Genomic DNA, 24,155 nt, shown 5'->3' on the forward strand with positions numbered 1-24,155 from the left:
GCGCAACAAAGGAGTCAACATGAAGATCGCAATCATCGGCGCCACCGGCCGTGTCGGCACCCGCCTCATCGACGAAGCCCTGAGCCGCGGACACACGGTCACCGCTATCGCACGCCAGGCCGACAAGCTTGCCGCGCGGCCGGGCCTCGCCACGATCAATGCTGATGCCGCGGACACCAAGGCCCTGGCGGCCGCCCTCGCCGGCCACGACGTGGCAATCAGCACGGTACGTTTCCTGCAGACCACGGCCGAACAGATCACCTCCGCGGTCAAGGCCGCCGGCGTGCCCCGCCTGCTGGTGGTGGGCGGCGCGGGCAGCCTCTTCGTGGCACCGGGCGCGCAACTGGTCGACACGCCGCAGTTCCCGGAAGCCTATAAGGCGGAGGCCCTGGCGGGACGCGACTTCCTCAACGCCCTGCGCAGCGAGACAGCGATCGACTGGACCTTCCTGTCCCCCGCAGCCCTGTTCGAGCCGGGCACGCGCACGGGCAAGTTCCGCGTGGGCGAGGAGACGCTGCTCTCCGACGCCAGCGGCAAGAGCTGGATCTCGATGGAAGACTATGCCATCGCCATGATCGACGAAGTGGAAAAACCGGCGCACTCGCGCCAGCGCTACACGGTCGCGTATTAAGCAGGAAACGAGCGGCAACTGCGAGGGCGGCTTGCCGCTGCCCCCGCAGTTGCCGCTCGTTTGCCCGGATCGCCCGCGATCAGGCCTGCGAGCTGCCGGCGGCGTGCTTGCCGCGCTTGAGCCAGGCCGCCAGGTTGTGCGGACGCAGCGTGTCGTACTCTTCGAACGGCTGGTGAATCCAGGGATTCGTCGGCAGGTAGGTCACGTGGTAGTCCGGCTTGACCTTGGAGCAGGCCTTGTACCACAGCACGGACGAACGCACTTCCGTCACGGCGGGATAGCGCTCCTGCAGATGGCGGCCCACGCGCTCCAGCGTGACGCCGGAATCCACCAGGTCATCGACCAGCAGGATCTTGCCGGAGAGGTCGCCCTTGGTCATGGTGATGTACTGCGCAATATCGAGATCGCCCTGCTGCGTGCCCGCTGCCTCGCGGTAGCTGCTGGTGGCCAGGATGGCGAGAGGCACGTCAAAGATACGGGACATCTGGTCGCCAACGCGCAGGCCACCGCGGGCCAGGCACAGGATCTTGTCGAACTTCCAGCCCGACTCGTGGACGTTCAGCGCCAGACGCGCGATCAGGCTGTGGTAGTCGTCCCACGAGATCCACAGGTTCTCTTCGTCGTTCGATGGCAGGGTCATGATTGTTTTAGCTCTTCGGCTTTAGGCTTGAGGTCTGTCGACCGATAAAGTTTCGGCCCGCTTGCGCGGGCCGATTTGCTCTTGTGCAGCTGCCGTCTTTTTGCCTGCGCGGCCTCGTTGAGCCGCGCGGCGCCCTTACGGGCAAGACAACATCAGGCTACGTACGGGTGACGCAGCAGGATGGTTTCGTCGCGGTCCGGGCCGGTCGAGATCATGTCGATCGGGATGCCGACCACTTCCTCGACGCGCTTCAGGTAGGTGCGCGCCTGTTCCGGCAGCGCATCCCAGGCCTTCACGCCGAACGTGGATTCGTTCCAGCCCGGGAATTCCTCATACACCGGCACGCAGCGCGCCACGGCATCCGAGCCACGCGGCAGGATGTCGACGGTCTTGCCGTCCAGCTCATAGCCCACGCACAGCTTGAGGGTTTCAAGGCCATCCAGCACGTCGAGCTTGGTCATGCAAAGACCCGACACGCCGTTGATCTGCACCGAACGCTTGAGCGCGGCGGCATCGAGCCAGCCGGTACGGCGCGGTCGCCCGGTCACCGAGCCGAACTCCTTGCCGACGTTGGCCAGGCGCACGCCCACCGGGTCCTGGCGCTTGGGGTTGTCGTTGTCGTACAGCTCGCTGGGGAACGGGCCTGCGCCCACGCGGGTGCAGTACGCCTTGGTGATGCCCAGGATGTAGTTCAGGCGGCCCGGGCCAACGCCAGCACCGGCAGCGGCCGCACCGGCTACGCAGTTGCTGGAGGTAACGAACGGATAGGTGCCATGGTCGACGTCGAGCAGCGTGCCTTGCGCGCCTTCGAACATCAGGTTGCCGCCGGCAGCATTGACCGCGTACAGCTCAGCCGACACGTCGGCCACCATCGGGGCCAGGCGCGGCGCGTACGCCAGCATTTCGTCGAGCGTCTGCTGGTAGTCGACCGCTTCCGCGCCCAGGTACTGGGTCAGCATGAAGTTATGCAGGTCGAGGTTCTCGCGCAGCTTTTCGGCGAAGCACTTGGGATCGAACAGGTCCTGCACGCGCAGCGCGCGGCGGGCCACCTTGTCTTCATAGGCCGGGCCGATGCCGCGGCCGGTGGTGCCGATCTTGTCGGCGCCACGGCGCACTTCACGGGCCTTGTCGATGGCCACGTGGTACGGCAGGATCAGCGTGGTCGCTTCGGAAATGCGCAGGCGGTTCTGCACCTGCAGGCCGGCGGTTTCCAGTTCCTCGATCTCACGGAACAGCGCCTCCGGCGACAGCACGACGCCGTTGCCGATGTAGCAGATCGTGCCTTCACGCATGATGCCCGAGGGAATCAGGCGCAGGATGGTCTTCTTGCCGCCGATGATGAGCGTATGGCCGGCATTGTGGCCGCCCTGGAACCGCACCACGCCCTTTGCATGATCGGTAAGCCAATCGACGATTTTTCCCTTGCCTTCGTCACCCCATTGGGTGCCGATCACGACGACATTGCGTCCCTGGCTTACTGCAGAAGCGGACATGTTGATTTTGGTCAGTGGGTTAAAAACGTATTTTACTCTCGTTGCAGGTCAACTCCCCGATTTTGGGGAGATCGGCCCGCAACGCGGGGGAATTCCGCGGCTTGGCGCTTGCGCTCAGGCCCCGTCGCTGCGTGGAATCACCGTCCAGCCGCCATCCTGGCGTACCAGTTGGCGATCGCAGTTGAACTCGTCGAGCTGGTGCGTGTGCCCCGGCAGCGACTGGATGACGATCTCGCCAGCGGCGCGCAGCGCGGTAATCGCGGCGCGCAAGGCAGGATCCGCATCCCACGGCGCGAAAATGGCAAAAGCGCGCACTTCCAGCGGCGAAAGCGAGGCTACTTCGCGCAAATCCAGTGAGAAGCCGGTTGCCGGCCGGGCGCGGCCAAAGGCCTCGCCGACCTTGTCGTAGCGGCCACCGCGCGCCACGTAGTTGGGCAAGCCAGCCACGTAGGCCGTGAACATCACGCCACTGTGATAGTGGTAGCCGCGCAGGTCGGACAGGTCGATATTGACGCTCGCCCCGCTCACTTCCGCGGCCAGCGCAGCCAGTTCGTCCAGCGCACGGCCAATCACCGGGCTCGCCGGCAGGGTCGCGCGGGCGCGCTCGATCACCTCTATGCCGCCGTACAGCGTCGGCAGCGCCAGCAGCGCGTCGCGCTCAGCCTGCGGCATGCCTTCGGTCAACTCGCGCAGCGCCGACACATCCTTGGTTTCCAGGGCCGCGAACAGCACGTCCTCGATCTTGCGGCTGGACGGCAGGCCGTCCAGCAACGCTTCCAGGATGCCCGCGTGGCAAAGGTCGAGACGGATCTCGGTCAGGCCGGCAACCTGCAGCGCAGCCAGCATCAGGGCCTGGATTTCCACATCCGCTTCCAGGCCGGCATGGCCGTAGATCTCCGCGCCAACCTGGATCGGCTCGCGGGTTGCGCGAAAGCCGGCCGGGCGAGCGTGCAGCACATTGCCGGCGTAGCACAGCCGGGTCACGCCGGAGCGGTTCAGCAAGTGGGCGTCGATGCGGGCGACCTGCGGCGTGATGTCGGCACGCAGGCCCATGGTGCGGCCGGAGAGCTGGTCGACCAGCTTGAGCGTGCGCAGGTCGAGGTCGTGCCCGGTACCGGTGAGCAGCGATTCCAGGTATTCCAGCATCGGCGGCATGACCAACTCGTAGCCGTAGGTGCGGAACAAGTCCAGCATGCGGCGGCGCAGTTCTTCGATCTTGCGGGCCTCCGACGGCAGCACGTCGGCGATGTTTTCAGGCAGGAGCCAGTGATTGGACATGGTAAATCTCTTCACTTCACACAGTTGCCGGGGGGCCTTGAGCCACCCGTTGAAATTCGATCCCGCCGCGCGCCGTGCCGCAGGCGCCAGCCGCAAGCGGGGAGCCAGTCACCTGGCATGGCGGATGAGACGGCAGCGACGCCCCTCGGGAGCCTCGCTGGCCACCCCTCCAGCCGGACAAAACCCCGGCAAGCCGGGGTTTTGTCGAAGCGCCTGGCGGACGGAACCGCCTAGCTTAGCGACGGCTCGCCGGAGGCGCTGCCGCCGGCGCCGCTGCGCCGCCCGACGACCGCATATAGCGGAAGAAGTCGGAATTGGGCTCCAGCACCAGCACGTCGCGCTTGTCGCGAAACGTATTGCGGTAAGCCTCCATGCTGCGCCAGAACTGCGCGAACTGGGGATCCCGGCCAAACGATTCGGCGTAGATCTGCGAAGCGCGGGCATCGCCCTCGCCCTTGATCTTCTGCGCATCGCGGTAGGCCTCGGCCAGCACGACTTCACGCTGACGATCGGCATCGGCGCGGATCTTCTCGCCCTCGGCCGCGCCGGTGGAGCGCAGCTCATTGGCCACGCGCTTGCGCTCGGCTTCCATGCGGCGGTACACCGATTCGCTGATCGCGGGCAGCAGGTCGACACGCTTGAGGCGCACGTCGATGATCTCGACGCCCACGGACTGCGCATAGTCGGCCATCGCGGAGCGGATATTCTGCATCACCTTCTCGCGCTCGCCGGCCACCAGCTCCGCCACCGTGCGCTTGCCGAATTCCTCGCGGGCGACGGAGTCGATACGCTGGGTCATGCGGTCCTGCGCGCCGCGGATGTTGCCGTTGAAGGCCACGTAGAACTTGCGCGGATCGGTGATGCGCCACTTGACGAACCAGTCCACCACCATGCTCTTCTTCTCGGCCGTCAGGAAGCGCTCCGAAGCGGCCACGTCGATCGTCAGCAGGCGGCGATCCATGAAAATCACGTTCTGCAGCGGCGGCGGCAACTTGAAGTGCAGGCCCGGCTCGTTCACCACCTGCTTGATCTGGCCAAAGGCGAACACCACGGCGTACTGACGCTGGTCCACCACGAATACCATCGAGGAGCCGATCGCCAGCACGATGAAGAGGCCGATTACTACGGAAATCAGTCGGTTCATGTCGGGTCTCCTCAGCGCGAATCGCGGTCACGGTTGCGCAACAGCTCGCGCGACCGGTTATCGCCGCTGGCATCGGGCGCGGGAGACGTGCCGCTGCCCGCGGCAGGGGCCTGCGCGGCACCGGAAGCCGGCGCGCGCGCATCCACCGCCGATTGCGACATCAGCTTGTCCAGCGGCAGGTAGAGGAGATTGTTGCCCTGGCGTGAATCCACCAGCACCTTGGTCGAATTGGTATAGATCTGCTGCATGGTCTCGATATAGATGCGATCACGCGTCACCTGCGGGGCCTTGGCATACTCGGCCTGGACCTGGCGGAAACGCGAGGCATCGCCTTCGGCCTGGGCGGTCACTCGCGCCTTGTAGGCTTCGGCTTCTTCGTTCAGGCGCGCGGCGGTACCCTTGGCGCGCGGAATCACGTCATTGGCGTAGGCCTGGCCTTCGCTGATGGCGCGTTCGCGGTCCTGGCTGGCCTTGTTGACATCGTCAAAGGCGGCCTGGACCTGCTCGGGCGGCTGCACGCTCTGGACGTTGACGGAAATCACGCGGATGCCGGTCTTGTACGCGGTCAGGATCGACTGGATCGACTTGGCCAGGTTCTGGGCAATCTGTTCACGGTTCTCGTAGAGCACCGCGTCCATCTTGTTGCGCCCGACGATCTCGCGCACCGAGGTCTCGGCAGCCTGGGTCACCAGTTCTTCGTCGCCACCACGGTCGGTCTTGTTGTAGAACAGGAATTCGCTCGCGTCCTGGATGTCGTACTGCACCGTGAAGCGGACGTCGATGATGTTCTCGTCCTGCGTCAGCATCGACGCGTCCTTCAGGTTGCTGTCCTTGATCGAGGTGGAACGGCCCACCTCAACCGAGCGCACGCCCGACAGGTTGACGATTTCGGCGGACTGGATCGGGTACGGCAGGCGCCAGTTGATACCCGGGCCCGTGGTGTACTTGAACTTGCCGAACTGGAGGATAACGGCGGTCTGGCCTTCCTGCACCATGAAGAAACCGCTGGCCAGCCAGATGCCGACCGCTGCGATCACCACCACGCCGGCGCCGATCCCCGAGCCCTTGCCCGGCGTGCGCGCACCGCCGCCGAAGCCCTGGTTGCCGCCACCACCGTTTTCCTTGCGGCCAAGCAGGCCGTTCAGGCGACGGTTGAAATCGCGCCAGAGCTCGTCGAGGTCGGGCGGGCCATCCTGGGGCGGACGCTGGTTTTGCTGGCGATTGTTGTCGCGGCTATCCTTGTCCTTGTCTTTGTCTTCGTCATCCGGGCCGCCCCTACCCCAACGGGGATCGTTCAAAGACAGGATCGCGCGCAAACGCTGCCAGGCCGTTCGCGACGGTGCATGGCCGCCGTTGCGGCCACCTGCGCGGCTGCCAAAGGCATGGCTCGATTCAGAATTCCGGGGAAACAGGGGCATGAAGTGCACGGGTCCGGGATAGTTGGAACAGGGGGATTCTAACAGTCATCGACGCCACTTTTACCCATTTGGGGCAATCTGGCTGCGATTTCCGTCGAACTGGCTCACTGCGTGTCGGGTTCTTCCGGATCCACCCGGGTGTCATCGCCGTCAAAATCGCTGTCGAAATCGTCATCCGGGTAAGGCTGCGCATCGGCAAGGCGCGGATCCAGCGGGGGACGCTCTGGCGGGCGCTCGGCCAGCCAGCGCGCCACTTCCACCAGCGCCTCGCGCAAGGTATCCAGGCCAATGCCGTCGCGCGCACTGACGAACACGCGGGTCGGCACACCCTCTTCGTTGCGCTCCACGCGGGGGCCCAGCTCGAGCAGTTCCGGCGACGCGTCGATCTTGTTCATCACCACGATCTGCGGGATGTCGTCGGCATTGATTTCGGCCAGCACACGGTTGACCTGCTCGACCTGCTCGTGGCGCACCGGGCTGGAAGCATCGACCACATGCAGCAGCAGGTCCGCGTGCACGGTCTCCTCCAGCGTGGCGCGGAACGCGGCCACCAGCTGGGTCGGCAGGTCGCGGATGAATCCCACGGTATCCGACAGCACCACGTTGCCCACGCCTTCCAGGTACAGCCGGCGCGAAGTGGTATCCAGCGTGGCGAACAGCTGGTCCGCGGCGTAGGCCCTGGCCTTGGTGAGGCCGTTGAACAACGTCGACTTGCCTGCGTTGGTATAGCCGACCAGCGAGATGCTCAGGGTGTCGTTGCGCGCGCGCGCGCGCCGCTGGGTGCTGTGCTGGCGCTGCAGTCGCGTCAGGTCAGCCTTCAGCCGCTTGGCGCGCTCGTCCAGCAGGCGGCGGTCGAGCTCGAGCTGGCGCTCGCCCGGGCCGCCACGCATGCCAATGCCCCCCTTCTGCCGCTCCAGGTGGCTCCAGGCGCGGACCAGCCGCGAGGCCTGGTACTGGACCTGGGCAAGCTCGACCTGCACCTTGCCGACGTGGCTCTGCGCCCGCTGGCCGAAGATGTCCAGGATCAGCCCCGTTCGGTCGATGACATGACGCTGCAGGAAGCGCTCGAGATTGCGTTGCTGGGCAGGGCTGAGCGAGTGGTTGAATACCACCACGTCGGCATCGAGTGCATCGGCGGCCTCCTTCAGTTCCTCCGCCTTGCCGGAACCGATGAACAGCGCCGGGTCGGGACGGGACCTGCGCCCGGTCAGCGTGTGCACCGGCGTGGACCCCGCGGTCGACGTCAGCAACGCCAGCTCGCTCAGGCTTTCCTGGAAATCATGCTTGCCGAAATCGACACCAACGAGGATGGCGCGGGAAGACTCGGAATTGGAAGTGGCTCTAGATTGCAAACGGGAGGATCGCGAAACGCGAGAAAGGAAAACGGGTTGGAGGCTACTGGATGGCAGCGGCTTGCGCCGTTAGGCAAGAGCCCTGGCCGGGGGAAGACGCTTGAAGCGGGGACGCTGTCCGTGGCGGAATGCACCAGGGTGAAGCATGTCCGTGTCCGTGGCCACTTTGCAGCCAGGATGGGCTGGCGTCTTTTGGTGTCGCGCCGGAGCATCTGGCCCCTGCGCGACACCGGCAACTGGCGGCCGTGCCGTGGTACGACTGGCCTGCCGGAAAACTGCGGTGCTATCCGCGAATGATCAGCCTTCAGCCGTTTCGTCCACGCGGAAATTCACGGCGCGGGCCGGTACGACGGTGGAAATCGCATGCTTGTAGACCATCTGCGTCACGGTGTTGCGCAACAGGACGACGTACTGGTCGAACGACTCGATATTGCCTTGCAGCTTGATGCCATTGACGAGGTAGATGGAAACCGGTACGTGCTCTTTGCGCAGCGCGTTCAGGAACGGGTCTTGTAGCAATTGCCCTTTGTTGCTCATGGCACACTCCAAATTTATAGATTTAGTGATAGATGATGGGGACGGTAATCCCCGATTCAAGTCAAACGGCGCAAACCGCGCCAAAAAAAGATCAAAACGGTACCAAGCTAGCATCGCCTCGCAGGGAACCCCCTGCTACCGTGAATTTAGCCTCAGTTCCAAACGAACGCAAACGAAACTTGCCCGCCCGGGCTCCCGTCGACTGACTCAATCCTTCGAGTCTGCATATGGGTTTTTGTTCGTTCTAAATTCGATGCGAAGCGGTGTGCCCTTCAGTTTGAAAGCCGAGCGGAAACGGTTTTCGAGATAGCGCCGATAGGTGTCGGCGATGCCCGAAAGCGAATTGCCGTGCACGATGATGATGGGCGGATTGGACCCGCCCTGGTGCGCATAGCGCAGCTTGGGCCGCGTCGCGCCGACACGCCGCGGCTGCTGGAACTCGACCGCTTCCTGCAGGATCCGAGTGAGCTGCGGCGTGGGCAGCTTGACCATGGCCGCGGCATACGCGTCGTCCACCGAGCGCAGCAGCGCGCTGATGCCCGTGCGCTGCTGCGCCGACACAAAGTGGAAGTTGGCGAAGTCCAGGAACTGCAGCTTGCGCTCCAGATCGTGCTTGATACGGTCGCGGCTATGGCCGTCGAGGCCGTCCCACTTGTTGACGCCAACCACCAGCGCGCGCCCGGATTCCACGATGAAGCCGGCGATGTGCGCATCCTGCTCCGACACGTCCTGCTGCGCGTCGAGCAGCAGCACCACGACGTTCGCATCGGCGATCGATTGCAGCGTCTTGACCACCGAGAACTTCTCGATGGCCTCGAACACCTTGCCGCGCTTGCGCAGGCCGGCCGTGTCGATCAGCGTATAGGGCTTGCCGCCGCGCTCGAACTCCACATAGATGGCATCCCGCGTGGTGCCGGGCATGTCGAACGCGATCACGCGTTCTTCGCCGATCAGGGTGTTGACCAGCGTGGACTTGCCCACGTTCGGCCGGCCCACGATCGCGATCTTGACGCCGCGCTGGGCGCCCTCGTCTTCCTCGGCGAGTTCCGGGCGCTCTTTCACCGCCAGTTCCAACGCCTCGTCGACCAGCTCGCGCACGCCATCGCCGTGGGTCGACGAAATGGCATAGGGGTCGCCCATGCCAAGCTCGTAGAACTCCGACACCACGGTCGTGTACTTCATGCCCTCGGCCTTGTTCACGGCCAGCATGACGCGGCGCCCGGTCTTGCGCAGGTAATCGGCGATCACCCGGTCCTGGGGCGCCAGCCCGAGGCGGCCGTCGACGAGGAAGATCACCACGTCGGCCTCGACCACCGCCTGGCGGGTCTGCTTGGCCATCTCGGCAACGATGCCTTCCTTGGCCACCGGCTCGAAGCCGCCGGTGTCGATGGCGATGAACGGACGTTCACCGATGCGGCCTTCGCCATAGTGGCGATCGCGCGTGAGCCCGGGCAGATCGGCGACAAGCGCGTCGCGCGATCGGGTCATGCGGTTGAATAGCGTCGACTTGCCCACATTGGGACGGCCGACCAGAGCGATAACTGGTTTCATGCAATAAACGGAAATGGGGGCCGGCAGATGCCGCCCCCCAGGAACTCCGGAGTGATATGGGTCCGACGGCCGGGCGTCGCGCGCCTGGCCACTTTTCCTGTCGGGTGATCAGGCTTGCGTTGCAACCCGACCTCGTTCACCTGCACAGCCAGAAGGGCCGCGCTACCGGATTGGCGCCGCCCGTGCCGACAGGTGCACGGACAGTCGCCATGAATGTCGACCGCCTCAGTCCGGCACGAAGCCGTAGAGGTTGCCGTCGCGTGTCTGTACCACCAGCGACGGGCCCGCCACCACCGGCGCAGCGGTAATCTCGCTGCCATCGGTTTTCAGGCGTGCCACGAACTGGCCGTCCTCGCGCGACAAGAAGTGTACATAGCCTTCGTAATCGCCCGCCACCACCGAACGTCCCACCGCCAGCGGCGTGCCGAGACGGCGGTACAGCAGTTGATCGTTCTTCCAGCGTTCAGTGCCGTTCTGGCGGTCAAACGCATGGACCACGGAGCGCTCGTCCCCGGCGTACAGCGAAGTGTCATCCTGCGCGGGGCCGGTCGGCGAAGAGAAATCCTTGCCCCACTGCGGCTGGCCATTGGTCAGCTCAAGGCAGGCGATCCGGCCCTGGAACGTGGTCGCGCAGACCTGGCGGCCACTGACCATGGGCTGGCCCGTCACATCGTTAAGCCGTTCGATCTCGGACACGCCCTTCGGATAGGAAACCGTGCTCTCCCAGCGCAGCACGCCGTTGCCCGGAGACAGCACACCCAGCTTGCCGCCGGGGAAGCCCATCACAATGCCGTCGCCGGCAAACACCATGCCCATCGAGGCACGCAGATTGAGGGCGGTCTGCGAGCGCTGGTAGATCCAGCGGCGCTCGCCGGTCTGCGCATCCAGGCCAAGCACCCGCGTATCGGTCGTGCGCACGACCACCAGGCCGTTGCCGACCAGCGGCGCCGAGAGAACCTCCCCATTGACCTGCTTCTTCCAGATCTGCTTGCCGCTGGCGTCAAAGGCGAAGACCGCGCCCTTCTCGCCCGCCACGGCCGTGACGGTGCCGTCGCTGCCGGGGCCGGAGGTCAGGTCGATGTCGGTCTTGGCCTCCCACAAGGTGCGTCCCGTGACGCCATCGAGCGCCAGCACCTTGCCGCCATTGGCAGATGCATAGACGGTGCCGCCGGAGACGGCGGGCTGCAGCGAGTACGGGCCGCTCTTGCCGACGCTGGCCTTCCAGGCCTGGCGCACCGACAGCGTCTGGGTGATCGGCTTGAGTTCGACCGGCGTGCGCTTGTCAGCCTTGCTGAACAGCGAGCAGCCGCCCAGGCTGGCGACGCTGGCCGCACAAGCGGCGGCCACCACCAGGCCGCGGACAGATTTGCCGTGTTGCTGGTTCTGGGCCGTGCCGGAAAACAATGACTTCATGAGGTTCCGATCCTGATTTAAGTTGAGGCGCAAGGGTGCGGGCAAGCGGGGCATGCATGGCATGCGAATCCCGCGGGCCTGTCGGCGAGCCGGGCCAACCGCCTTCAGGCGGTGCCCAGCGCGTCAAGCTTGAACTGAATGATCTGGCGCATGGCTGCATCGTTGGCGCTCAGCTTGTCGAGCGCCTTCTGGTAGGCCGAGCGGGCTTCCGGGCGCTTGTCCTGGGCAGCCAGCAGATCGCCCCGGCGGTCCGCATACAGCGCCACGAACGGTGCCGGCGGCTCGTCCTTGAGCAGTGCCAGGCCCTGGTCGTAGGCCTTCTCGTCAAGCAGCACGCCAGCCAGGCGCACGCGCGCGAGGTGAGCATACTCGCCATCGCCATGGTCGATCGCCCATTGCAACTGGGCCTTCGTACCAGCCAGGTCGCCTGCATCGTACAGCACCTTGGCCGATACCAGCGCGGTCATGGGGCCGTAGGCGGTCTTGCCGAACTTTTCCTCAAGGTCGCCGGCGGCGCGCTTGATCCGCTCGACATCGCGGCTCTCGGCCGCCTTGACCACCTGCTCGTACAGCAGCGCCGCTTCCCCGGCCTGCTTGCGCTGCCAGTAGTTCCAGCCGCTCCAGGCAGCGAAGGCCAGCAAGCCGGCGATCAAGGCCCAGGTCACGGTGTTGCCGTACTGGCGCCACCAGGCCTTGAGGCTCTCAAGCTGTTCCTGTTCTTCTAGATCGTAAGCCATGTCGAGGGATCCACCCGCGTTTGTTTGTATGAAGGACCGCGCTCTTGCGGTCCCTGGTTCCGATGCCGCCTGCTGACCTGCAGGCTTACTCGCTGGCGCCAACCATGGCGTCGATGATGTGGTCGACCAGCTTTTCAGCCTCCACCGTCACCTGCGCGCCGCCGCCTTCGGCCTGGGCGCCCTGGCGCAGGTCCTTGACCTGTGCCGTGCCCGCCACCACCTCATCCTCGCCAATGATAACGGCATAGGCCGCACCGCTACCGTCGGCGCGCTTCATCTGCGACTTGAAGCTGCCGCTCTTGCCGTCGGGCGTGGCATGCAGCAGCACGTCGAGGCCGGCATCGCGCAGGCGCTCGGCGATGATCATGGCCTGCTGGCCAGCCGCTTCGCCCTGGTGGACGAGGTACACATCGGCGCCTTCCGCCTGCGGCACGAGCTTTTCCTCGCGCAGCAGCTCAATGATGCGCTCGATGCCCATCGCCCAGCCACAAGCCGGTGCCGCCTTGCCGCCCATCTGCGCGATCAGCGGATCGTAGCGGCCGCCGCCGGCGATGGTGCCCTGCGCGCCGAGCTTGTCGGTGATCCACTCGAACACCGTCAGGTTGTAGTAGTCCAGCCCGCGCACCAGGCGCGGATTGATCTTGAACGGGATGTTGTTGGCCTTGAGCAGGCGCTGCACGCCGTCGAAGTGGGCAAGCGACTCCTCGCCCAGGAAATCGATCAGCTTGGGCGCGTTGCTTGCCATTTCCTGCAGCGCGGGATTCTTGGTATCCAGCACGCGCAGCGGGTTGGTGTACAGGCGGCGCTTGCTGTCTTCGTCAAGAATGTCCTGGAAGCCTTCCAGGTATTTGATCAGTTCTTCGCGGTGCGCGGCGCGCTCTTCGGCCTGGCCCAGCGAATTGAGTTCGAGGCGCACGCCGACCAGGCCCAGGTCATCCCACAGGCGCTGGCACATCATGATGATCTCGGCATCCACGTCCGGGCCGGCAAAGCCGAGGGCCTCGGCGCCGAGCTGGTGGAACTGGCGATAGCGCCCGCGCTGGGGACGCTCGTGGCGGAACATCGGACCGGTGTACCACAGGCGCTTGGGGCCGTCGTACAGCAGGTTGTGCTCGATGGTGGCCCGCACCGCGGCCGCCGTGCCCTCGGGGCGCAGCGTCAGCTGCTCGCCGTTGAGCGCATCGGTGAAGGAATACATTTCCTTCTCGACGATGTCGGTGACTTCGCCGATGCCGCGCACGAACAGCTGCGTGTGCTCAACGATGGGTGTGCGGACCTGCTGGTAGCCGTAGGCACGCAGCATCGCGCGCGAGGCGTTCTCGAAATGCTCCCACAGCGGTGCGTCGGCGGGCAGCATGTCGTTCATGCCCTTGACGCCCTGCAGTGCTTTCACCGCCTTGCTCTTGCTCTCTGCCTTGCTGTCGGCAGCCTTGGCGCCATCGCTGGCGGCCGCCGGATTCACGGGTTGGTTCATTGTGTCTTGTCTTTCCCTGTAGCGCCTGGCCGCAACGGCTCAGGCTGCCACCTCATTGCCGGCGCTCCCGGCCTTGTTGCCGTAGTGGGTGCGCACATAATCGTCCACGATCGCCTGGAATTCCTCGGCGATGCGATCGCCGCGCAGCGTCTTGACCTTCACGCCATCAACAAACACCGGCGCTGCCGGCGATTCGCCCGAGCCCGGCAGCGAGATGCCGATATTGGCATGCTTGCTTTCGCCCGGCCCGTTCACGATGCAGCCCATCACCGCCACATCCATTTCTTCCACGCCAGGGTAGGCGGTCTTCCAGGTCGGCATCTGCTCGCGCAGATAGCTCTGGATGCTGGACGCCAGCTCCTGAAAGGTGGTGCTGGTGGTACGGCCACAGCCCGGGCAGGCAATCACCATCGGGGTGAAGTTGCGCAGGCCCATGGTCTGCAGGATCTCCTGCCCCACGTAGACTTCCTTCTCGCGCGCAGCGCCGGGTTCCGGCGTCAGCGAAATGCGGATGGTGTCGCCAATGCCTTCCTGCAGCAGCACCGACAGCGCGGCGGTGGAGGCCACGATCCCTTTGCTGCCCATGCCCGCCTCGGTCAGCCCGAGGTGCAATGCGTAGTCGCAGCGCTTGGTCAGCTCGCGATACACAGCGATCAGTTCCTGCACCTGCGAGACCTTGCACGACAGGATGATCTGATCACCCGAAAGCCCGATTTCCTCGGCCTTCTTCGCCGACTCGATCGCGGAGGTGATCAATGCCTCGACCATCACGTTCTGCGCCGGCCACGGCTCGGCACGCTGGGCGTTCTCGTCCATGATGCGCGCCAGCAGCGACTGGTCCAGGCTGCCCCAGTTCACGCCGATGCGCACCGGCTTGTCGTAGCGGCAGGCCATCTCGATCATCTGCGCGAATTGCGTATCGCGCTTGGCGCCCTGCCCCACGTTGCCGGGGTTGATGCGGTACTTCGACAACGCCTGGGCGCAGTCGGGATAATCGCGCAGCAGCGTGTGGCCGTTGTAGTGGAAGTCGCCCACCAGCGGCACGTTCACGCCCATGCGGTCCAGCTGCTCGCGCAGGGCGGGCACCGCAGCCGCGGCTTCCGGCGTGTTGACCGTGATGCGCACGATTTCGGAACCGGCACGCGCCAGCTCCTTGACCTGGATCGCGGTGCCGATGGCGTCCACCGTGTCGGTGTTCGTCATCGACTGCACGCGCACGGGAGCGTCGCCACCGATCGTGACCACGTTGTCGCCCCACACCACGCGCGCCTGGCGCGTTTTGCGGCGGGGCAGCGGGCCGGGCAGCACCGGCATACAAGCCTTTTGGTTCATAGCATTACCACCTTGCAATGCGGCGTTGCGCATGGCTGGAGAAACGATGTTCAGGGCAGCGTCAGGCGCGCCACGTTATTGCGGTTGGCCGCCTTCAGGTCGACCGGCGCGCCGTTGCGCGTCAGCGACTCGACGCCCTTGACGTTGCCGATCACGATTTTGTACGGTGGCGTACCGCCGCCGCTGAGATCCTGGCCCGCGCGCGCAGTCCCGCCGAGCACAACCTTGCCGCTACGGTCGCGGATCTCGTACCAGGTATCCGATGCAAAACGGATGCGCAGCTCGGCGGCCCCGTCTGCCGCTGCGGGGGCAGGCACTGCCGCTGAAGCAGCGACCGCGGAGACGGCGGCCACGGCGGCCGGAGCGGGTGCTGCCGAAGGTGCGGGTGCCGCCGAAAGCGCTGGCGCCACCGCCGCCGGGCCGCTGGCGGGCAGCGACTCGGACGGCGCGGGGGCATCGGACGCGGCCATCACCGGCGGCAGTGCGGCCGTGACGGTACCGGGCTCGCTGCCTTGCACCGTGGCTTCGGCCGCCGGGGGTGCCGTAAGCGTGTCCTTGCGCGCCTCGATCCATTGCTTGAAGTGGTCCAGCCCGAACAGCACCCCGCCACCGATCACGGCGACCACCAGGGCCAGCCAGATCCACCGGCCGCCGGAGCCGCCGGAGCCAAAGCGGTTACGGTCGTCGAAGCTCTCATTCAGGCCACCTTCGCGGCGCATGCCGATTTCCACTACCGGCACAGCCTGCGCGTGGAAACGCGCAAGCAAAGCGTCGATGTCGATCTGGAGCATGCGTGCGTAGGCGCGCATCACACCCTTGGCAAAGGTCACGTCGGGCAGTGCCGCGACGTCGCCCTGCTCGATGGCGGCCAGCTTGTGCGAGGCGACCTTCAGCCGCGCACTAACATCTTCCAGCGAGAAACGCTGATCCTTGCGCGCTTGCGCCAGGCGTTCGCCGATCTCGCGCGCCACCGCCTCGCGCCCGGCATCCGCAGGGGTACCCCCCGCATGACCCGTCGCTGCAGTCTGGCCTTCGGCGCGCTCGTGCTCACTCATCCCATGCTCCTTGTTCGTATGCGGTCAACTCACGCGAATCGGGGAAACGGCTGCGCAGCTGTGCCACCAGGGCATTCTGCGCCGCTACATCACCCTGACGGCGGGCAATGCGCGCACCCAGCCAGAGGGATTGCGCGCTGACGAAATTGCTGCTGTTGATGCGGCCGACATACTGCTGGGCACGCTGGTAGTCCCCGCGCTGGTAATACAGCAGCGCCAGGTTGTTGTTGGCTACCGGATTGTTGCGATCGTAGCGCAAGGCGCCGAACAAGCTCTTCTCGGCTGCCTCGCTGTTGCCATTGCGCAGCTGGCAGGCGCCAAGGCTGGTCAGTGCCTTGCCGGGCCCGCTTGCCGAAGGCGCGTTGACCGCGCGCTCCAGGTAGGGCACGGCCTCGGCATAGCGCCCGTTCACGCACAGGAACCAGCCGTAGTTGTTCAGCACGTCGCCGTCATCGGCGCGCATGGCCAGCGCGCTACGGAAGCTCTCTTCCGCCAGCACGCGCTCGTTCATGTTCATGTAGACCAACGCGCGGATATGGTACGCGTCGACCAGCGTCGGGTCGATGGCGATGGCCTGCTTGGCCTCGTCCAGCGCGACGGTGTACTGTCCGGCTTCAAGGTAGCTGGTAGCCAACTGGAGACGGATAGTGGCCCGCCGGCTCAGCTCGGTCTGGTCGGATGCGGTCGGCAACTCGGGCTTGGCCGGCGGCGGCAACTGGCACGCGGACAGCAGCACCAGCCCCATCAGGACCGCAACTATCAGACGGGTCATGCAGGCCGGGCCTCTTGCGGCTGGCCGGCCGCGGGCGCCGCCACAATCGGCGTGATCTTGCCGAACTTGCCGCGCTGGGCCAGGCGGGTACGGTCCTTGACCTCGCCCGCGAGCTGGCCGCAAGCGGCATCGATATCGTCGCCGCGCGTCTTGCGGATGGTGGTGACGATGCCGGCGTCCATCAGGACCTGGGCGAAGCGGCGGATCTGCTCGTTGTTTGAGCGCTTGAGGCCCGACTCCGGGAAGGGGTTGAACGGGATCAGGTTGAACTTGCAGGGCACATCGGCCACAAGCTTCAGCAGTTCCCGGGCATGCTCGACGCCGTCATTGACGCCATCCAGCATGCAGTATTCGAAAGTGATGAAATCGCGCGGGGCGAATTCCAGGTAACGGCGGCAAGCCGCCATCAGCTCGGCGAGCGGGTACTTCTTGTTGAGCGGCACCAGCATGTCGCGCAACGGATCGTTGGACGCGTGCAGCGATACCGCCAGCGCCACGGGCAAATCCTTGGCCAGCCGGTCCATCATCGGCACCACGCCGGAGGTGGACAGCGTCACGCGCCGGCGCGACAGCCCGTAGGCATGGTCGTCCAGCATCAGGCGCATGGCCGGCACAACCTGGTCATAGTTGAGCAGCGGCTCGCCCATGCCCATCATCACCACGTTGGAGATGACGCGGTCGTCCTTGGCGCCACGGCCCAGTTGGGCACGCATGGCAAACTCGGCCATCCACAGCTGGCCGATGATCTCGCCAGTGGACAGGTTACGCGAGAAGCCTTGCTTGCCGGTCGAGCAGAACCGGCAATTGACGGCGCACCCCGCCTGCGAAGACACGCACAGCGTGCCGCGCGTCTCCTCAGGGATGTACACCGTCTCCACCGCATCGCCGGCGCCAACGTCCAGCAGCCACTTGCGCGTGCCGTCGGCCGACAGGTTGTCGGTGATGACGGCAGGCGAGCGGATCTCGGCGCGCGTGGCGAGCTTTTCGCGCAGCGACTTGGCGAGATCCGACATGGCATCGAAACGGCTGGCGCCGAACTGGTGAATCCAGCGCTGCAACTGCCGCGCACGAAACGGCTTCTCGCCGAGCTCTCCGCAATAGGCGGTAAGCGCGTCCGCATCCAGATCGAGCAGGTTGACGAGAGTGTTCATGACGGCAGTATCAACTTCTATGGCAGTCTAGTCTTGTGGAATAGACGAGACAATCAGCGGCTGTAAACGTTCATGCCGGGGAAGAAGAAAGCGATTTCGACGGCAGCGGTTTCTGCTGCGTCCGAGCCGTGAACGGCATTGGCGTCGATGCTGTCAGCGAAATCGGCGCGAATCGTGCCGGCTTCTGCCTTCTTCGGGTCGGTTGCGCCCATCAGGTCGCGATGCTTGGCGATGGCGTTCTCGCCTTCCAGGGCCTGGATGATGACCGGGCCGGAAACCATGAAGTCCACCAGGTCCTTGAAGAACGGGCGGGCAGCGTGCACTGCGTAGAATTGCTCGGCTTCACCGCGCGACAGGTGAACCATCTTGGCAGCCACGATCTTCAGGCCTGCGGCCTCGAAACGAGCGTAAATCTGGCCGATGACATTCTTTGCCACGGCATCCGGCTTGATAATCGACAGGGTGCGTTCGATCGCCATAAAAACTCCAAAAAATGAAGGGGTTACAAGTCAAGTAAACGTGCAATTCTAGCACGAGACGGTTATGGTTTCGAGATGCCCCATGGCCGCAGGTTCCCGGGAGCCAACCAAGGCACGGCACACACCCTAAAGCCACTCAAAGATCACTTTAAACGACTTGCCACGCGCAGGGAACGCGGGAGGCCGGTTGCGATCAAATCACCACTGGCAGCGCGGATTTTGCGAAAATGTGGCTGATACGTTCCCTCAACCCTTGCAATTCCGTTACTGCGATGCCACATTGGCGTTGTGCCCGCCTGGGTTACCCCGGCGCCTCACCGTTTTGAGACAGGAGTCACCATGGATAACAAGCTGAACACATACAGTTTCGGCAGCGGCACCGCGACGAGCGACGTCGTGGTGCGCAATCGGGTCATGCGCAACACCTACTGGTTGCTTGCCATTTCGATGATTCCCACCGTCATCGGTGCGTGGATCGGCGTCACCACGGGCTTCAGCCTGATGAAAGGCAGCCCCGGCCTGTCGATGATCCTGTTCCTGGGCATCGCGTTCGGCTTCTTCTATGCCATCGAGAAAACCAAGAACAGCAGCATGGGCGTGGTCCTGCTGCTGGCCTTCACCTTCTTCATGGGGCTGATGCTGTCGCGCCTGATCGGGTCGGTGCTGCAGTTCTCCAATGGCCCTGCACTGATCATGTATGCCTTTGGCGGCACAGCGGCGGTGTTCGGAGCCATGGCCACCATCGCCACCGTCAGCAAGCGCGATTTCTCCGGGCTGAGCAAATTCCTGTTCGTCGGCGTGATCCTGCTGATCCTGGCCAGCGTCGCCAACATCTGGCTGCAACTGCCGTCGCTGATGATCACGGTTTCGGTGATCGCCATCGGCATCTTCTCCGCCTACATCCTCTTTGACGTGCAGCGCGTGCTGAACGGCGGCGAGACCAACTACATCACGGCAACGCTGGCGATCTACCTGGACGTGTACAACGTCTTCGCCAACCTGCTGGCGCTGCTGGGCATTTTCGGCGGCAACCGCGACTAAGGCGGGCGGCCCGGCCGCCCTGCCCCAGACCAAAAGGCCAGCGCACCCGCGCTGGCCTTTTTTCTTAGCTGCGGCCGCAAGGCCGCGCCCGCCGCCTCAGCCGCTCAGCCGCGGTCGAACACCGCAATCGATTCCACGTGCGAGGTGTGCGGGAACATGTTGACCACGCCAGCACCGGAAAGCCGGTAGCCGGCCTCGTGCACCAGCAAGCCGGCGTCGCGCGCCAGCGTGGCCGGGTTGCACGAGACGTAGACGATGCGCTTGGGCAGCACGTCGCTGCCAGCCTGAGCCAGTTCACCCAGCGCCTTGCTGACCGCCAGCGCACCTTCGCGCGGCGGATCGATCAGCCAGCGGTCGAAACGGCCCAGCGCGGCGATGTCTTCTGCACCCACCTCGAAGAGGTTCCTGCAGGCGAATTCGGTTTTGTGGTCCAGCCCGTTGATGACCGCATTGGCCAGTGCCCGGGTGGTCAGGACCTCGCTGCCTTCGATGCCCATCACCGAGCGGCCGCGCGTGGCCAGCGGCAGCGTGAAATTGCCAATGCCGCAGAACAGGTCGAGCAGCCGGTCATCCGGCTGGGCATCCAGCAAGCGCAGCGCCCGGCCGATCAGCGCGCGGTTGATCTGGTGGTTGACCTGGGTAAAGTCGGTCGGCTTGAACGGCATGCGGATATTGAATTCCGGCAGCGTGTAGGCCAGTTCGCGGTCCAGCGGATAGAACGGCACCACCGTGTCCGGGCCCTTGGGCTGAAGCCAGAACTGCACGCCGTGCTGGTCGGCGAAGGCGCGCAGCAACGCCTCGTCGGCCTCGGTCAGCGGCATCAGGATGCGCAGCACCAGCACCGTCACGTCCTGCCCCACCGCCAGTTCCACCTGCGGCAGGCGGTCGCGGATCGACAAACCCGTGATCAGCCCCCGCAGCGGCACCAGCAGGGCCGATACGTGCGGCGGCAGAACCTTGCAGCTCGCCATATCAGCCACATAGCTGCTCTTGCGCTCATGGAAGCCGACCAGCGCCAAGCCTTTCTTTGCCACGTAGCGCACCGTCAGGCGCGCCCGGTAGCGGTAGCCCCAGTCCGGGCCGGCGATCGGGCGGAACACCACGTCCGGGCGCAGCTTCGACAAGTGCCAGAGATCGTCTTCCAGCACGCGTTGCTTGATGGCCACCTGCGCGCGGGCGTCCAGGTGCTGCATCGAACAACCGCCGCAAACGCCAAAATACTCGCAGCCCGGCTTCACCCGCATCGATGAGGCCTTCTTGATCATGCCCAGGTTGGCCTGCTCGAAGCTGGCCTTGCGCTTGAAGCTGCTGTAGCTGACGGTCTCGCCCGGCAGCGCGCCCTCGACAAAAATCACCTTGCCCGGGCTGCCATCCTCATTGACCAGCCGGCCAACGCCGCGCGCCTCCATGTCGAGGCTGTGGATCTGCACGACGGGCAGCTGCACGGGCACAGGCTTGACCGGTGCGGGCACGGCCGGGGAGGCGAAAGCGCCACCTTCTGGCGCAGAATGGGCTTGCGTAAGAGTCACGGCTTGAGACACCTGGGGAACCTGACGTATTGTTTTGTGAAAGCGCGATTGTAGTCCAGACGCACAGCCGGGCGGCCTTGCGGCAAGCCCGGTGGCATGAAGACCGGGACAAGCGCGCGAGATAGGCGCAACATGGGTGCAGCACGCGCGAGGCACTCCCGGCACAGAACACCGGCACCGCGCGCCGCGCAAACCGAGCAGGGGGCGACATGGAACTGATTTCCTGGAATATCCAGTGGGGTCGTGGCGCCGACGGGCGCGTCGACCTGGCCCGCACCGTCAGGACGCTGCACGCGATCGCCGACGCCGATGTACTCTGCCTGCAGGAGGTGACGCGCGGCTATTCCGACCTCGCAGGCGCGCCTGGGCCCGACCAGGTAGCCGAACTGGCGGCGCTGTTGCCCGGCTATCGGATCCTCTACGCCCCTGCGGTGGACCGTTTCACAGTGGACGGCGCGCCACGCCAGTTCGGCAACCTCATCGCCACCCGCCTGCCCTTGCTCGAAGTGTTTCGCCATGCCCTGCCCTGGCCCACCGATCCAACCGTCCCGTCGATGCCGCGTGTGGCGCTGGAAGCGACGGTAATGACGGGAGAACGTCGCCTGCGTGTGATCTGCACCCACCTGGAGTATTACTCGACACATCAGCGCGCGGCCCAGACCGACGCGCTGCGCGCCTGGCACCGCGAGGCCTGCGAGCACGCCAGCCAACCCGGCCTGCGCGAGACGGGCTCCGGCCCGTTTACACCCGAAGCGCGGCCCGCTTCCGCCGTGCTGTGCGGCGATTTCAACGGCGCGCCGGACGATATCGCTTACCTGCGCATGTTGGCGCCATACGACGGTTGCCACGAAACCGGCATCATCGGCTGGCACGACGCCTGGACGCATACCCACCCCGGCAAGCCCCATGCGCCAACTTGCGCCTTGTATGACAGGGAGCAATGGCCGCAGGCGCCGTTTGCCTGTGACTTCGCATTCCTGACAGAGGACCTGCTGTCGCGCGTGCTGTGCTGCGAGGTGGACGGCGAGACGCGGGCATCCGACCACCAGCCGATCTACTTGTCGCTGGCGGACGAATAAGGGCCTGTCACGGAGGGGCGCTTAGATTTCCGGCTCTTCGTCGTCATCGCCGCCGGCATACACCGGCTTGATGCGGAAAGACTGGAGGTACTGGATCCACTGCGAACCCGGCAACTCGGCGAGCGACTCCTGCACGAATTCGATCTCGGTATCGAACTGCTTCGGCGTCAGGCCGCCGCGCATCAACTGGAAGCGGCAGTACACCAGGTAGGTATTGACGACATCGGTTTCGCAGTAATCGCGGATCGCGGGCAACTGGCCGTCCTGGTAGGCCTGCCAGACCTTGCTGCCGTCCATGCCCATCTTGCCGGGAAAGCCGCACAGCTTGGCGAGATCGTCCAGCGGTGCGCTGGCACGCGGCTGGTACATCGCCAGCAGGTCCATCAGGTCCAGGTGCCGCATGTGGTAACGACTGATGTAGTTGTTCCACTTGAATTCGCGGCTGTCGGACTCGCTGCCTTCGCCCATTTCCCAGTAGCGCGGCGCCACGATGCCATGCACCAGCCCGCGGTAGTGCAGCACGGGCAGGTCGAAGCCGCCGCCGTTCCACGACACCATCTGGGGCGAATAGCGCGCCACCAGGTCATAGAACTTCTGGATCAGCACCGCCTCGCCGTCTTCCAGCGTGCCAAGCGAGCCCACGTGGAAAACCGGTGTGCCGTCGCGCTGGTTACGGCGCAGCACGCAGGAAATGGCCGCGATGCGCTGCAGGTAGTGTGGCAGGAAATCGGTGCCGTTTTTCTCGCGGCGGGCCGCGAAAGCATGTTCGGCGACCTCGGCATCGGTCATGGAGTCGGGATGGTCGTGCAGACGACGCAAACCATCGACATCGGGAATCGTCTCGATGTCGAATACCAGCACAGGTGTCATAGAACAGCGTCCTTGCGCACGCCTTGCGAAGCAAAATGGCGTTTGAGCTTGACCAGCGCCTCTTGCTGGATCTGGCGCACACGCTCGCGCGTCAGCCCCATTTCCTCGGCAAGTTCTTCCAGCGTGGCCGGCTCGATGTGATTAAGCCCGAAGCGGCGCTCGACAACATAGCGGTGCTTTTCGGACAAACGCGCCAACCATTGTTTCATCAGGTTTTCCAGCTCGCGGTGAGCGACTTCCTGGTCGGGCGCGGCATTGTGCTCGTCCGAGAGGAAATCAAGCAGGCTGGATCCGGGATCGAGATCGAATGGCGTGTCGAGCGAGGTGGTGTGCTCGTTGAGCGCGAGCACGTCTTGTATTTCGTCAGGGGTCTTGCCCAGCAGGTGGGCAATGTCTTCCAGGCTGGCATCGCGGCCGTCGGTGCCGCCCTTCTCCAGATGGCGCTTGGCGCGCAGCACCTGGTTGAGCTCGCGGATGACGTGGACCGGCAGGCGTACGGTGCGCGCCTGGTTCATGATGGCGCGCTCGATGCTCTGGCGGATCCACCATGTGGCGTAGGTCGAGAAACGGAATCCGCGGGAAGGATCGAATTTCTCGATGGCGTGCATCAGGCCGAGATTGCCTTCCTCGATCAGGTCCAGCAGCGGCACGCCGCGATTGAGGTAGCCCTTGGCGATGCTGACCACCAGCCGCAGGTTGCGCTCGATCATGACCTGCCGCGCCGAGAAATCCCCGCCCTTGGCCAGGGTGGAAAAATGCAGTTCCTCCGGCGCGGACAAAAGCGGCTTGATGCTGATGCGATTCAGGTAATGCTGGACGGTGTCGGCTGCCAGTTCGGTGTGCAGCACGGTGCGGAAGTCGTCATGATCGGGCGCGGCCGGCTCGGCTGCCGCCTCGCCCTCTTCTTCGTCCTCGGACTCTTCTTCGTCCTCGTCGCGGGCCTGGCGCTCGACTTCCTCGACCATCAGGTCGGCCTCGCGCAGGCCTACCGCCGTGCCCGTGGTGATGGGCTCATCGGTAAGCGGCACCAGGTCGGCGGCCGGGTCCTGGCCGTAGGCCTCGGAATCTGCATCGGCATCGGCTTGCGCCACGCCAGTGGACTGCTGCAACTCCGGCTGCTTGGGACGCCGAGCGCGGCTGGTGCTTCCGGTGGAGACAGTTTTCTGGCGTGGCATGAAC

The 24,155-nt window shown here is 65.0% G+C and carries 22 protein-coding genes; 3 read left to right on the top strand and 19 right to left on the bottom strand.

All coding sequences use genetic code 11. From position 1 onward, the window contains the following. The first annotated feature begins 19 nt into the window (after window positions 1–19). Window positions 20–631 carry an NAD(P)-dependent oxidoreductase gene (locus ACX12D_RS12005; RefSeq protein ID WP_459371298.1) on the top strand — a complete coding sequence of 204 codons (612 nt, stop codon included), beginning with the start codon at window positions 20–22 and terminating at the stop codon, window positions 629–631. Window positions 632–710: 79 nt separating this feature from the next. Here the strand turns inward: ACX12D_RS12005 and ACX12D_RS12010 are convergent, their stop codons facing one another. The 16 genes from ACX12D_RS12010 to ndk form a co-directional block, all read right to left on the bottom strand. Then, window positions 711–1,271 (bottom strand): phosphoribosyltransferase, encoded by a 561-nt coding sequence (locus ACX12D_RS12010; RefSeq protein ID WP_441640355.1) that lies wholly within the window; start codon window positions 1,269–1,271, stop codon window positions 711–713. Between the two features lie 152 nt (window positions 1,272–1,423). Next, entirely contained in the window at window positions 1,424–2,764 is a 1,341-nt protein-coding gene (locus ACX12D_RS12015; RefSeq protein ID WP_459371299.1) for an adenylosuccinate synthase, read from the bottom strand. Window positions 2,765–2,878: 114 nt separating this feature from the next. After that, the gene (locus ACX12D_RS12020) at window positions 2,879–4,042 is read right to left on the bottom strand and encodes an ATP phosphoribosyltransferase regulatory subunit (protein WP_459371300.1); all 1,164 of its coding nucleotides are present in this window, start codon (window positions 4,040–4,042) and stop codon (window positions 2,879–2,881) included. A gap of 235 nt (window positions 4,043–4,277) precedes the next feature. Further along, entirely contained in the window at window positions 4,278–5,186 is a 909-nt protein-coding gene (hflC, locus tag ACX12D_RS12025; RefSeq protein WP_441640352.1) for a protease modulator HflC, read from the bottom strand. Window positions 5,187–5,197: 11 nt separating this feature from the next. Then, window positions 5,198–6,604 (bottom strand): FtsH protease activity modulator HflK, encoded by a 1,407-nt coding sequence (hflK, locus tag ACX12D_RS12030; protein WP_459371301.1) that lies wholly within the window; start codon window positions 6,602–6,604, stop codon window positions 5,198–5,200. Between the two features lie 104 nt (window positions 6,605–6,708). Continuing rightward, the gene (gene hflX / locus ACX12D_RS12035) at window positions 6,709–7,956 is read right to left on the bottom strand and encodes a GTPase HflX (RefSeq protein ID WP_459371302.1); all 1,248 of its coding nucleotides are present in this window, start codon (window positions 7,954–7,956) and stop codon (window positions 6,709–6,711) included. Window positions 7,957–8,253: 297 nt separating this feature from the next. Beyond that, a complete protein-coding gene (gene hfq, locus ACX12D_RS12040; RefSeq protein WP_006157757.1) occupies window positions 8,254–8,493 on the bottom strand; it encodes an RNA chaperone Hfq in 240 nt (79 codons plus the stop codon). A 207-nt stretch (window positions 8,494–8,700) separates the two neighbouring features. Further along, entirely contained in the window at window positions 8,701–10,044 is a 1,344-nt protein-coding gene (gene der, locus ACX12D_RS12045) for a ribosome biogenesis GTPase Der (RefSeq protein ID WP_043347450.1), read from the bottom strand. A gap of 225 nt (window positions 10,045–10,269) precedes the next feature. Beyond that, complete coding sequence (gene bamB / locus ACX12D_RS12050; protein WP_459371303.1) at window positions 10,270–11,457, bottom strand: outer membrane protein assembly factor BamB; 1,188 nt, start codon at window positions 11,455–11,457, stop codon at window positions 10,270–10,272. A 104-nt stretch (window positions 11,458–11,561) separates the two neighbouring features. After that, window positions 11,562–12,194, bottom strand: a complete 633-nt coding sequence (locus ACX12D_RS12055) for a YfgM family protein (protein WP_441640348.1) — start codon at window positions 12,192–12,194, stop codon at window positions 11,562–11,564. An 85-nt stretch (window positions 12,195–12,279) separates the two neighbouring features. After that, on the bottom strand, window positions 12,280–13,560 hold the full coding sequence (gene hisS, locus ACX12D_RS12060) for a histidine--tRNA ligase (RefSeq protein WP_459374006.1): 1,281 nt from the start codon (window positions 13,558–13,560) through the stop codon (window positions 12,280–12,282). Window positions 13,561–13,707: 147 nt separating this feature from the next. Beyond that, window positions 13,708–15,000, bottom strand: coding sequence for a flavodoxin-dependent (E)-4-hydroxy-3-methylbut-2-enyl-diphosphate synthase (ispG, locus tag ACX12D_RS12065; RefSeq protein WP_441640347.1), 1,293 nt, complete (start codon window positions 14,998–15,000; stop codon window positions 13,708–13,710). A gap of 50 nt (window positions 15,001–15,050) precedes the next feature. Next, window positions 15,051–16,055: a RodZ domain-containing protein gene (locus ACX12D_RS12070; RefSeq protein ID WP_459371304.1), complete on the bottom strand. Its 1,005-nt coding sequence runs from the start codon at window positions 16,053–16,055 to the stop codon at window positions 15,051–15,053. Next, complete coding sequence (gene pilW / locus ACX12D_RS12075; protein WP_459371305.1) at window positions 16,048–16,827, bottom strand: type IV pilus biogenesis/stability protein PilW; 780 nt, start codon at window positions 16,825–16,827, stop codon at window positions 16,048–16,050. The genes ACX12D_RS12070 and pilW overlap by 8 nt, the downstream gene beginning before the upstream one ends. Then, entirely contained in the window at window positions 16,824–17,978 is a 1,155-nt protein-coding gene (gene rlmN / locus ACX12D_RS12080; protein WP_006157748.1) for a dual-specificity RNA methyltransferase RlmN, read from the bottom strand. Before rlmN ends, pilW begins: the two co-directional genes overlap by 4 nt. 53 nt (window positions 17,979–18,031) lie before the next feature. Continuing rightward, a complete protein-coding gene (gene ndk / locus ACX12D_RS12085; protein ID WP_006157747.1) occupies window positions 18,032–18,457 on the bottom strand; it encodes a nucleoside-diphosphate kinase in 426 nt (141 codons plus the stop codon). A gap of 339 nt (window positions 18,458–18,796) precedes the next feature. Here ndk and ACX12D_RS12090 point away from each other — a divergent pair, with 339 nt between their 5' ends. Then, window positions 18,797–19,498: a Bax inhibitor-1/YccA family protein gene (locus tag ACX12D_RS12090; protein WP_006157746.1), complete on the top strand. Its 702-nt coding sequence runs from the start codon at window positions 18,797–18,799 to the stop codon at window positions 19,496–19,498. Between the two features lie 104 nt (window positions 19,499–19,602). Here the strand turns inward: ACX12D_RS12090 and rlmD are convergent, their stop codons facing one another. After that, window positions 19,603–20,907: a 23S rRNA (uracil(1939)-C(5))-methyltransferase RlmD gene (rlmD, locus tag ACX12D_RS12095; protein ID WP_459374007.1), complete on the bottom strand. Its 1,305-nt coding sequence runs from the start codon at window positions 20,905–20,907 to the stop codon at window positions 19,603–19,605. 329 nt (window positions 20,908–21,236) lie between these two features. Here rlmD and ACX12D_RS12100 point away from each other — a divergent pair, with 329 nt between their 5' ends. After that, entirely contained in the window at window positions 21,237–22,106 is an 870-nt protein-coding gene (locus tag ACX12D_RS12100; protein WP_441640344.1) for an endonuclease/exonuclease/phosphatase family protein, read from the top strand. A 21-nt stretch (window positions 22,107–22,127) separates the two neighbouring features. Here ACX12D_RS12100 and ACX12D_RS12105 read toward each other — a convergent pair whose 3' ends face one another. Together ACX12D_RS12105 and rpoS are read right to left on the bottom strand one after the other, a co-directional pair. Next, a complete protein-coding gene (locus ACX12D_RS12105; RefSeq protein ID WP_174423309.1) occupies window positions 22,128–22,976 on the bottom strand; it encodes a 3'-5' exonuclease in 849 nt (282 codons plus the stop codon). Next, window positions 22,973–24,151 carry an RNA polymerase sigma factor RpoS gene (rpoS, locus tag ACX12D_RS12110; RefSeq protein WP_150992413.1) on the bottom strand — a complete coding sequence of 393 codons (1,179 nt, stop codon included), beginning with the start codon at window positions 24,149–24,151 and terminating at the stop codon, window positions 22,973–22,975. Before rpoS ends, ACX12D_RS12105 begins: the two co-directional genes overlap by 4 nt. Window positions 24,152–24,155: the final 4 nt, after the last annotated feature.

This window comes from Cupriavidus sp. PET2-C1, from assembly GCF_054515855.1.

Coding starts and splice junctions, on each gene's coding strand:
- ACX12D_RS12005 (WP_459371298.1), top strand. CDS start 20: ATGAAGATCGCAATCATCGGCGCCACCGGCCGTGTCGGCACCCGCCTC.
- ACX12D_RS12010 (WP_441640355.1), bottom strand. CDS start 1,271: ATGACCCTGCCATCGAACGACGAAGAGAACCTGTGGATCTCGTGGGAC.
- ACX12D_RS12015 (WP_459371299.1), bottom strand. CDS start 2,764: ATGTCCGCTTCTGCAGTAAGCCAGGGACGCAATGTCGTCGTGATCGGC.
- ACX12D_RS12020 (WP_459371300.1), bottom strand. CDS start 4,042: ATGTCCAATCACTGGCTCCTGCCTGAAAACATCGCCGACGTGCTGCCG.
- hflC (WP_441640352.1), bottom strand. CDS start 5,186: ATGAACCGACTGATTTCCGTAGTAATCGGCCTCTTCATCGTGCTGGCG.
- hflK (WP_459371301.1), bottom strand. CDS start 6,604: ATGCCCCTGTTTCCCCGGAATTCTGAATCGAGCCATGCCTTTGGCAGC.
- hfq (WP_006157757.1), bottom strand. CDS start 8,493: ATGAGCAACAAAGGGCAATTGCTACAAGACCCGTTCCTGAACGCGCTG.
- der (WP_043347450.1), bottom strand. CDS start 10,044: ATGAAACCAGTTATCGCTCTGGTCGGCCGTCCCAATGTGGGCAAGTCG.
- bamB (WP_459371303.1), bottom strand. CDS start 11,457: ATGAAGTCATTGTTTTCCGGCACGGCCCAGAACCAGCAACACGGCAAA.
- ACX12D_RS12055 (WP_441640348.1), bottom strand. CDS start 12,194: ATGGCTTACGATCTAGAAGAACAGGAACAGCTTGAGAGCCTCAAGGCC.
- hisS (WP_459374006.1), bottom strand. CDS start 13,560: ATGAACGACATGCTGCCCGCCGACGCACCGCTGTGGGAGCATTTCGAG.
- ispG (WP_441640347.1), bottom strand. CDS start 15,000: ATGAACCAAAAGGCTTGTATGCCGGTGCTGCCCGGCCCGCTGCCCCGC.
- ACX12D_RS12070 (WP_459371304.1), bottom strand. CDS start 16,055: ATGAGTGAGCACGAGCGCGCCGAAGGCCAGACTGCAGCGACGGGTCAT.
- pilW (WP_459371305.1), bottom strand. CDS start 16,827: ATGACCCGTCTGATAGTTGCGGTCCTGATGGGGCTGGTGCTGCTGTCC.
- rlmN (WP_006157748.1), bottom strand. CDS start 17,978: ATGAACACTCTCGTCAACCTGCTCGATCTGGATGCGGACGCGCTTACC.
- ndk (WP_006157747.1), bottom strand. CDS start 18,457: ATGGCGATCGAACGCACCCTGTCGATTATCAAGCCGGATGCCGTGGCA.
- ACX12D_RS12090 (WP_006157746.1), top strand. CDS start 18,797: ATGGATAACAAGCTGAACACATACAGTTTCGGCAGCGGCACCGCGACG.
- rlmD (WP_459374007.1), bottom strand. CDS start 20,907: ATGGAGGCGCGCGGCGTTGGCCGGCTGGTCAATGAGGATGGCAGCCCG.
- ACX12D_RS12100 (WP_441640344.1), top strand. CDS start 21,237: ATGGAACTGATTTCCTGGAATATCCAGTGGGGTCGTGGCGCCGACGGG.
- ACX12D_RS12105 (WP_174423309.1), bottom strand. CDS start 22,976: ATGACACCTGTGCTGGTATTCGACATCGAGACGATTCCCGATGTCGAT.
- rpoS (WP_150992413.1), bottom strand. CDS start 24,151: ATGCCACGCCAGAAAACTGTCTCCACCGGAAGCACCAGCCGCGCTCGG.